The 8,317-nt window shown below is 52.7% G+C and carries 7 protein-coding genes and 1 pseudogene; 3 read left to right on the top strand and 5 right to left on the bottom strand.

What is annotated here, in order from left to right; translation table 11 throughout:
• Positions 1-301 precede the first annotated feature (301 nt).
• From dksA to gap, 3 genes are all read right to left on the bottom strand, one after another.
• Positions 302-718 carry an RNA polymerase-binding protein DksA gene (gene dksA, locus ACEYDX_RS11400; protein WP_373742137.1) on the bottom strand — a complete coding sequence of 139 codons (417 nt, stop codon included), beginning with the start codon at positions 716-718 and terminating at the stop codon, positions 302-304.
• Between the two features lie 315 nt (positions 719-1,033).
• Complete coding sequence (proC, locus tag ACEYDX_RS11395) at positions 1,034-1,831, bottom strand: pyrroline-5-carboxylate reductase (protein ID WP_373742136.1); 798 nt, start codon at positions 1,829-1,831, stop codon at positions 1,034-1,036.
• A 106-nt stretch (positions 1,832-1,937) separates the two neighbouring features.
• A complete protein-coding gene (gene gap / locus ACEYDX_RS11390) occupies positions 1,938-2,939 on the bottom strand; it encodes a type I glyceraldehyde-3-phosphate dehydrogenase (protein WP_373742135.1) in 1,002 nt (333 codons plus the stop codon).
• Between the two features lie 327 nt (positions 2,940-3,266).
• Between gap and lpxC the strand changes: the two genes are divergently transcribed.
• The 3 genes from lpxC (at position 3,267) to ACEYDX_RS11375 (ending at position 6,841) form a co-directional block, all read left to right on the top strand.
• The gene (lpxC, locus tag ACEYDX_RS11385; protein ID WP_373742134.1) at positions 3,267-4,184 is read left to right on the top strand and encodes a UDP-3-O-acyl-N-acetylglucosamine deacetylase; all 918 of its coding nucleotides are present in this window, start codon (positions 3,267-3,269) and stop codon (positions 4,182-4,184) included.
• Positions 4,185-4,785: 601 nt separating this feature from the next.
• On the top strand, positions 4,786-6,084 hold the full coding sequence (locus ACEYDX_RS11380; protein WP_373742133.1) for a M16 family metallopeptidase: 1,299 nt from the start codon (positions 4,786-4,788) through the stop codon (positions 6,082-6,084).
• Between the two features lie 193 nt (positions 6,085-6,277).
• A complete protein-coding gene (locus ACEYDX_RS11375) occupies positions 6,278-6,841 on the top strand; it encodes a hypothetical protein (protein WP_373742132.1) in 564 nt (187 codons plus the stop codon).
• Here the strand turns inward: ACEYDX_RS11375 and ACEYDX_RS11370 are convergent.
• Entirely contained in the window at positions 6,777-7,691 is a 915-nt protein-coding gene (locus ACEYDX_RS11370; RefSeq protein ID WP_373742131.1) for a hypothetical protein, read from the bottom strand. The two genes, ACEYDX_RS11375 and ACEYDX_RS11370, sit on opposite strands and share 65 nt — an antisense overlap.
• A gap of 475 nt (positions 7,692-8,166) precedes the next feature.
• Positions 8,167-8,317: pseudogene (locus ACEYDX_RS11365) on the bottom strand (IS5/IS1182 family transposase); the annotation flags it as partial.

The following is an 8,317-nucleotide window of genomic DNA, read 5'->3' as shown; positions in this document are numbered from 1 at the left end:
TTCTCGTCGCAGTGTGGGGCATACGCACCCACACTTATCGGTAATCTGTGTTGTTAAAGAGCGTCCGCCTCCGGTTCAACCGTGCAGCGAAGAAGGCGAACTATACACAACACCCCACTCAACAGTCAAGAGTTAACGGATGTGAATTTCTCCATAAAATAGTAATTATATGTTTTTTAAGGGAACTTAGCCAACCAAAGCTAAAACAATCTCCCAGCGCAAACTGGTTTTAACCATCCCAACCGAACAATAAAAAACGCCCGGGCCGTCTGAAACGGCCACGGGCGTTTATTTACCGAACTTAATCAGCAAACTGTTTTTTCATACGTTCTCGACGCTCTTGCGCCTCCACAGATAAAGTGGCGGTAGGGCGCGCCAACAAACGTTTCAGACCGATTGGCTCACCCGTGTCTTGGCAGAAGCCGTAATCGCCTTCATCGATTTTACGGATGGTCGCCTGCACTTTCGCCATCAGTTTCCGTTCACGATCGCGGGTACGCAATTCGAGGGCGTATTCTTCTTCCTGCGTGGCACGGTCGGCAGGATCGGGAGCAGATTCATGCTCTTGCAGGTGCTCGGTTGTAACGGAGGCCTTTTCAATCAGCTCGTCCTGCATTTTTACCAATATTTCTCTAAAAAAGGCCAATTGGTCCGCATTCATGTAATCGTCTTCGGGACCGTCCCAGCTTAAAATGTCTTGTTCTGTCAGCTTTGCCATGGTTGGTTCTTTCGTCAGTCAGTTATCGGAATAACTTCCACAAAGTTGCTTACTTCATTGTTTTTCAAGGATTTGCCCCTTGAAAATGGCGCATCATAGCATGATTTGCCGAGCAGACATGTGTTTTAGCGCGGTTTTTCCATTTTTTTGCAGATTGCTTACGCGGGTATTTTGCAAGCCTTTGTAATTAAATGATGAAAACATATTAGGCTTTGTTTTGCAGTGTGGCGGGTTTGCCGCATACCACCACCGGCAATATTACTGTCTTGTTATTTTCCACTGGTTGAAACGGTTTCAGGCTGCTTCACCGGTTTTTCAGACGGCCTTTAATTCTTCTGCAATTTCCTGCGATCTTGCCACACAAGCATCCACACCTTTTGCAATGGCTTCCGCAACCTGATGCCGTCTGAACATCTCAATGGCTTCATGCGTTGTCCCGCCTTTGGAGGTAACGTTTTGCTGTAAAACGGCAAAATCCGTACCGCTTTGTTCAGCAAGGGCTACTGCGCCTTTAAATGTGGCAAGGCTCAAACCTCGGGCGGTTTCGGAACTGAATCCCTGCTGCTCGGCGGCTTTCTGCAAAGCATCCATCAAGTAGAACACATAAGCCGGGCCACTGCCGCTGATGCCGGTAATGGCATGCATTTCGTCTTCCCGATCAAGCCATACAGTCCGCCCCGCGGTCTGCATAATTTGGTCGGCAACGGCTTTATCGGCCGGGCTGGCACTGTCGGCGGCAAACATTCCGGACAAGCCCTGTCCGACTTGTGCGGGCGTATTCGGCATCATCCGTATGATGCGGCCGTTACCGTTTAGGAAACGGCTTAACGTTTCCGTATCGAGTCCGGCGGCAACCGACAACACCAACGCGCCGTTGGTTTCCAAGCCGGCACACGCAGCCCGCATATCCTGCGGTTTGACGGCAAGTACCAAAACATCATGAACACCCAACACGGGCAGGGTTTCATACACCACTGCACCCAGCTCCTCCGCCAGCCAACCGCGCCGTTCGGCATTGCGCTCAACCATATGGATACGGTAGCCGCCCTGCTTGACCAGTCCGCCTGCAATCGCTGCGGCCATGTTGCCGCCACCCAAGAAATAAATGTCCATCTTCACTCCCTGACAGGTTTGTTTGCTGCATTATACCGAAAGGCCGTCTGAAACGTTTTTCAGACGGCCTTTTTACTGAATATATGGTTTTAATACCCGAAACGGCTTAGATTTTCGCAGCGAAGAATTTCAGCGTGCGTACCAGCTGGCAGGTGTATGACATTTCGTTGTCGTACCAAGCCACTGTTTTCACAAGCTGTTTGTCGCCTACGGTCATGATTCGGGTTTGGGTGGCGTCGAACAGCGAACCGAATTCCATGCCGATGATGTCGGAAGACACCAGCTCTTCTTCGGTATAACCGTAAGATTCGTTGGCGGCGGCTTTCATTGCGGCATTAACCTGTTCTTTAGTAACGGGTTTTTCCAACACGGTTACAAGCTCGGTCAGCGAACCAGTGGCCACGGGTACGCGTTGGGCGGAACCGTCGAGTTTGCCGTTCAGCTCGGGAATCACCAAACCGATGGCTTTGGCCGCGCCGGTGCTGTTCGGTACGATGTTGGCGGCGGCGGCACGGGCGCGGCGTTTGTCGCCTTTGCGGTGCGGTGCGTCCAAAGTGTTTTGGTCGCCGGTGTAGGCATGGATGGTGGTCATCAGGCCTTCGACCACGCCGAATTCTTTTTGCAGCACGGCGGCCATCGGCGCCAAGCAGTTGGTGGTGCAGGAAGCGGCGGAAATCACGGTTTCGCTGCCCGACAGGATGTTTTCGTTTACGCCGAACACCACGGTGGGCACGTCGCCGCCCGGGGCGGAAATCACCACTTTGCGCGCGCCGGCGCGGATGTGGGCTTCGGATTTTTCTTTGCTGGCGAAGAAACCGGTACATTCGAGCACCACGTCGATGCCCAAGTCTTTCCACGGCAGCTCTTCGGGATTGGGCTTGGCAAACACTTTGATTTCTTTGCCGTTTACCACAATCGCATCGTCTTTCAGCTCGGCAGTGCCTTGGAAGCGGCCTTGGGTGCTGTCGTATTTGAAGAGGTGCAGCAGCATGTCCGCAGGGGTCAGGTCGTTGACCGCCACCACTTCGATGCCTTCGGTTTTGACGATTTGGCGCAATGCCAAGCGGCCGATGCGGCCGAAGCCGTTGATTGCAACTTTGATGCTCATTGATTCGCTCCTGTAAAAATACGGATTAAAGTGGGAAAAATCTGATTGTAAACCCGAAACGGAACCGCCGCCACCGACGGCCTGCCCGCAGGAGGGGATTATAACGGATTCCTTAATTTATATCAGGTTTGCGGCATAAGGCCGTCTGAAAACGGCTTTCAGACGGCCTTATGCTTTGCCGGCAACTGGATACGAAACGGCTTCTATAATCCATGTCGAATCCATGTCGGCTACAGCGTGCTATAAACAAAAACAATCGCAAATAATGGATTCATTCCCGATTTTTACCGTAAGATAGGCGCATTTCCAACCCATACGGAGAACGCCGTGTTCCAACGCACCCTTGCCAAATCCGTCAGCGTTACCGGTGTCGGCCTGCATTCCGGCGAACGTGTCGCGCTCACGCTCCATCCTGCTCCCGCAAACAGCGGCATCTCTTTCCGCCGCACCGATTTGTCGGGCGTTCAGGGGGAAACCATCGCGCTGAATCCCTACCTGATTAACGATACGCGGCTTTCGTCCACCGTCGTCACCGAACACGGCGTGCGCGTCGGCACCATCGAACACATCATGTCGGCGCTGGCCGCCTACGGCGTGGACAATGCGCTGATTGAACTGAACGCGCCCGAAATCCCGATTATGGACGGCTCCAGCCTGCCGTTTATCTATCTTTTGCAGGATGCGGGCATCGTCGACCAAAGCGCGCAGAAACGCTTTCTGAAAATCCTCAAACCGGTGGAAGTGAAAGAAACCGGCAAATGGGTGCGCTTCACGCCTTACGACGGCTTCAAAGTTACCCTCACCATCGAATTCGACCACCCCGTGTTCAACCGCAGCTCGCCCACGTTTGAAATCGATTTCGCGGGTAAAAACTATGTGGACGAAATCGCCCGCGCCCGCACTTTCGGCTTTATGCAGGAAGTCGAACTGATGCGTTCGCACAATCTGGGACTGGGCGGCAACCTTTCCAACGCCATCGTGATTGACGACACCGACGTGCTCAACCCCGAAGGGCTGCGCTATCCCGACGAGTTCGTGCGCCACAAGATTCTGGATGCCATCGGCGATTTGTACATTGTCGGCCACCCGATTATCGGTGCGTTCGAAGGCTACAAATCGGGTCACGCCATCAACAACGCCCTGCTGCGCGCGATTCTGGCCGACGAAACTTCCTACGAATGGGCGGAGTTCGACGACGACGAAGACCTACCCCGCGCGTTCCACCACTTGCCCGACGCGGCTTAACCCGAAAATATCCCTTCCCGCCGCAACGACAGAACAGGCCGTCTGAAAAATGTTTTTCAGACGGCCTGTTCTTTGATATCCAAATCCTGTATATCGGCAGACTGTATTCCGTATCTGTATGCTGCGCAGATAATCGGCACACGGCCTCACCGTAATTTTTGGGTAATCCACCAAACCCACCGTTACTTCTTCGCGGTCGGCAGTCGGAAAACCGAAAGGTTTGGTTTGTGGTGCAACGGCCGTTAAAAAACGGTGTTTGCGTAACGTGCCGATTGACGCGGCCACGTTAAAACCGCCATTCCCGCATAGGCGGGATTCCATGGACAATTTACAATCAACTGAAGAAAAAGGGTTTTTATAAATTCAAGTTAGATTTTCCCTGCACAAACCGCAAAAGCTCGGCCATGCCGAACAGGTTTTAAGTTGTTTGACAGTACACCCGATACTTTTGCAGTAGAATAAAAACCGTTCGCCGGAAGGCCGTCTGAAACCTTTTTTCAGACGGCCTGTCAGAATAAGAATCCGCCTGCGCGTTTCGGCACGCCGTTCCAAAGCCGCAAACGGATTTCCCCAAGATTCCCACACGAAATACAGGAAACCCATGTCTGCAAAAACACTCTTTCCCCTAATGCTCGCCCTGCCGCTGGCCGCACAGGCCGCCGTCAACATCCAACGCTGGAACACGCCCGAAGGCACGAAAATCCTGCTGGTCGAACGGCATGAAAACCCGATTGTCGATATGGAAATCAGCTTCAAAGGCGCAGGCAGCGTATCCAACCCGCCGGGCAAAAGCGAAGTGGCCGAATTTACCGCCTCCCTGCTGACCGACGGCACCAAACGGCTCGACGAAGAAGCCTTCAATGCCGCCGCCAACGACATCGCCGCCAACATCGCCAGCGAAAGCGGTCAGGAAAGCGCATCCGTTTCCATGCGCAGCCTGAGCAAACCCGCCACGCTCAACGCCGCAGTCAAACTCGTCAACGAATCGCTTACGCAGCCCCGCTTCGATCCCGCCGTGTTCGCCCGTCGTCAGAAACAGAGCATCACCGCCCTGCAACAGCAGCAGACCAATCCCGGCTACATCGCCAACCGCACGCTTACCCGCCTCAATTATCCGCAACACCCCTACGGCAGCGGCGCATGGGTCAGCGAAGAGCGCATCCGCAAAGTGACGCTGGCCGACATCCGCTCCTTCCATAAAAGCCGTTACGGCAAAAGCAACGCCGTAGTCGCCATCGTTGGCGCCGTCAGCCGTAAACAGGCCGAACGGCTGGCCGCCGCCGCCCTGAAAAACCTGCCCGTCAAAGCACCCGCCGGCACCGTCGCCCCCGTTCCCGCCAACCAACCCCGCCGCGAAAACGTGGCCTTCGCAGGCGAGCAGGCGCAGATTATGCTCGGCATGCCGCTCTTCAAACGCAAAGACCCCGACTATTTCGCCCTGTTTACGGGCAACTACATTCTCGGCGGCGGCGGTTTCGACAGCCGCCTGATGAAAGTGCTGCGCGACAAACACGGCTACACCTACGGCGCGGGCAGTTCACTCTCGCCAATGAGCGAAGCAGGCCCCTTCACCATCGGCTTCGCCACCCAAAAAGCCAACAGCCAAGCCGCGCTGGCGGCTGCCGAAGCCGTGGTGAAAGACTTCATCGCCAACGGCCCCACCGAAGAAGAGCTGAAACAGGCCAAAGCCAACATTACCGGCGGCTTCCCGCTGCGTTTCGACACCAACGCCAAACTGCTGGGCTATCTGAGCACCATCGGCGTACACAACCTGCCCGACAACTGGCTCGAAACCTACCCCAAAGCCGTCAATGCGCTGACCGCGGCAGACATCAAAAACGCCTGGCAGCGTCGCGTGAAAGCGGAGAACTTGAATGTGGTGGTGGTCGGCGCGCAATAGGCCGTCTGAAAGCGTTCGGGCAAGCCGTTGCCGGTTTGCAATGAATGATAAACAGCAGCGAAACGATAACGTGGGTCGGAACGTGATTCCCGGCTATTTACAGAGCAGTAGAAAATATTGGGGTATCGGTTCCGACTGACACATTTTGCTGAGTTACTGTTTTCAAGCAAGTTGACCCTACAAGGAAGAAACCATGCAATACGAATTCGATGTTCCGCCGCCAACTGTGGCCGATTATATGAAAGGCGCGCAAATGGCCACAAACAGACTATTGAAACAAGATAAAAAACATAGACGGATAAAGATATTCGCAGCATTGGTTCCACTTGCCGCCTACATCTCATTCATTATCTTCATTACGTTGTATGAAGAACATACTCATACTTCAACAATATCATTTGTCACATTTCTTATAGGATGGTTTTTAGCCTGTATTATCTTCCTAGCCATCAACCGTACAGTACCGAAAACCATTTACCGCCGGTCTATCCGAACCACCCGACCCTGCCGTTTCTATGCCGACGCACAAGGTTTCCGTCAGGTCTATCCCGAAAATCTGTTTGAAGAACGTTACAGTTGGGCAGCCGTAACAGCCGTCGAACCTTTCGGCAGCAATGTGATGCTGCACCTGGGCATTTCGTTGATTCTGCTACCCCGAGCCGCGTTTACCGACGAAGCGCAGCAGCAACAATTTATCGCCGATGCCCGCCAATGGCGGGAAAACAATGGCTCTCTTCTCCAGCCTGACGCAATATAGGTTTGGCTGAATCCGGATACATATAATAAAAAACGCCGTCTGAAAATAAGTTTTCAGACGGCGTTTGGGTTTTTATTACACAATACCGCCAGTATCGGCTACCGTCGGTGTTAGCTTCACGGCAATGTCGGTATCGACGTATTAGGTGTTGGCCATCGTTACCACCTTGTTTATAAAGCGTATAAGCTGTACCCGTTGTTTGATTGGTTTCGGTTACACCCGTTGCCTGCCATTCAGAATCAAGGGCCAAGACATCTCCTTGTTGACCGTCCACCCATACAAACAAATCTGAAGTATCGCCTTCCTTTTGCCCCGTATGCAGCTTGATGTAGTCATCAGATGAATTTTCAAAATTCCAAGTCGTATGAAGCGAATCAATGGCATCAAAATCGATGACACGGGCGACTGCGATATCGGTATCGACATACAGCAGCGGGCTGTTGGCAGCGTTTGATTGGTACAGCGTGTACGTTGTGCCGGTTGCCGTATTTGTTTCAAAAGCACCGCTTGCCGTCCAATCAGGGGCAACTGTCAATACATCGCCGACATTACCGTCTACCCACAAAATATGGTCTTGACCGATATTCGGCAAATTATCCGTTTCAACGTCAATCCACTCGTCTTGACCGTCAGCAAAGCTCCGCCCGCTATGACCGGAAGCAAAATCTTGTACATCCACGGAAACCTTGTTCAACTTACCCAAATCCACATCTTGAAGATTCAGCTTGGCAACCATTGTGTCGAACTGTTTTGCAGCAGTTTCGTAAACCGTGCTGTTGCTCAGATTCGATTCCGCTATTTTTTCGCCCCAAATCGAAAATGCCGCACCCAATAACTTGCCCTCGGTCATACTGTCTCCGACAACCGAATTGAAACCCTCCTCCTCCGTGCCCACAGTCCAACCTGTTTGGATTTTGTTGACTTGATACGCTACCGATTGGGCAGTGCTGCTGATGACACTCGGCACATAATACAGATAATCGACGTTGTAATTCAGTACGTCATATCCGGCCTCCAACAACTCCTGAAAATCGGCACGGACTTTTAAATTATGTGCAGCATTAGCCGCATTCTGCTGTTCCCCGTCCTCACTCCAAAACGCGATTTCTACTTCTTTAAGACAGATTCACTTCGCCGGCCGAACCATTATTCTGAATAGACTGAACTTGCACACCGTCATTCCAAATCCGAGACCTTTGCGAAATACCAGCTACTCCATCCAAACGGTTACCTGAACAATCAAGGTAACCGTTTTTTCATTTTCAGACGTGTTTCTCGTCCATATTCCCCCAATTAGCCCCTTTATCGGGGTGCCCATTGCCTTTTCAGGCAGCAGCAGGCGTACGAAGCCTGTTGGCTGCCTTCAGCAGGTTCAGGCACACCGCTTTCAAAAGGCTTTGCGCCAGCACTTTCCGTAAGCCAAAATAACGCGCTCTTTTACAGCCGAACTTCCGGTGCAGCGTACCGAAGGTTTGC

The sequence above is a fragment of the Neisseria sp. genome (assembly GCF_041804105.1).
Lineage (GTDB): Bacteria > Pseudomonadota > Gammaproteobacteria > Burkholderiales > Neisseriaceae > Neisseria.
The sequence above is the reverse complement of the archived record's forward strand: the minus strand, read 5'-3'. Positions and strand labels throughout refer to the sequence as shown.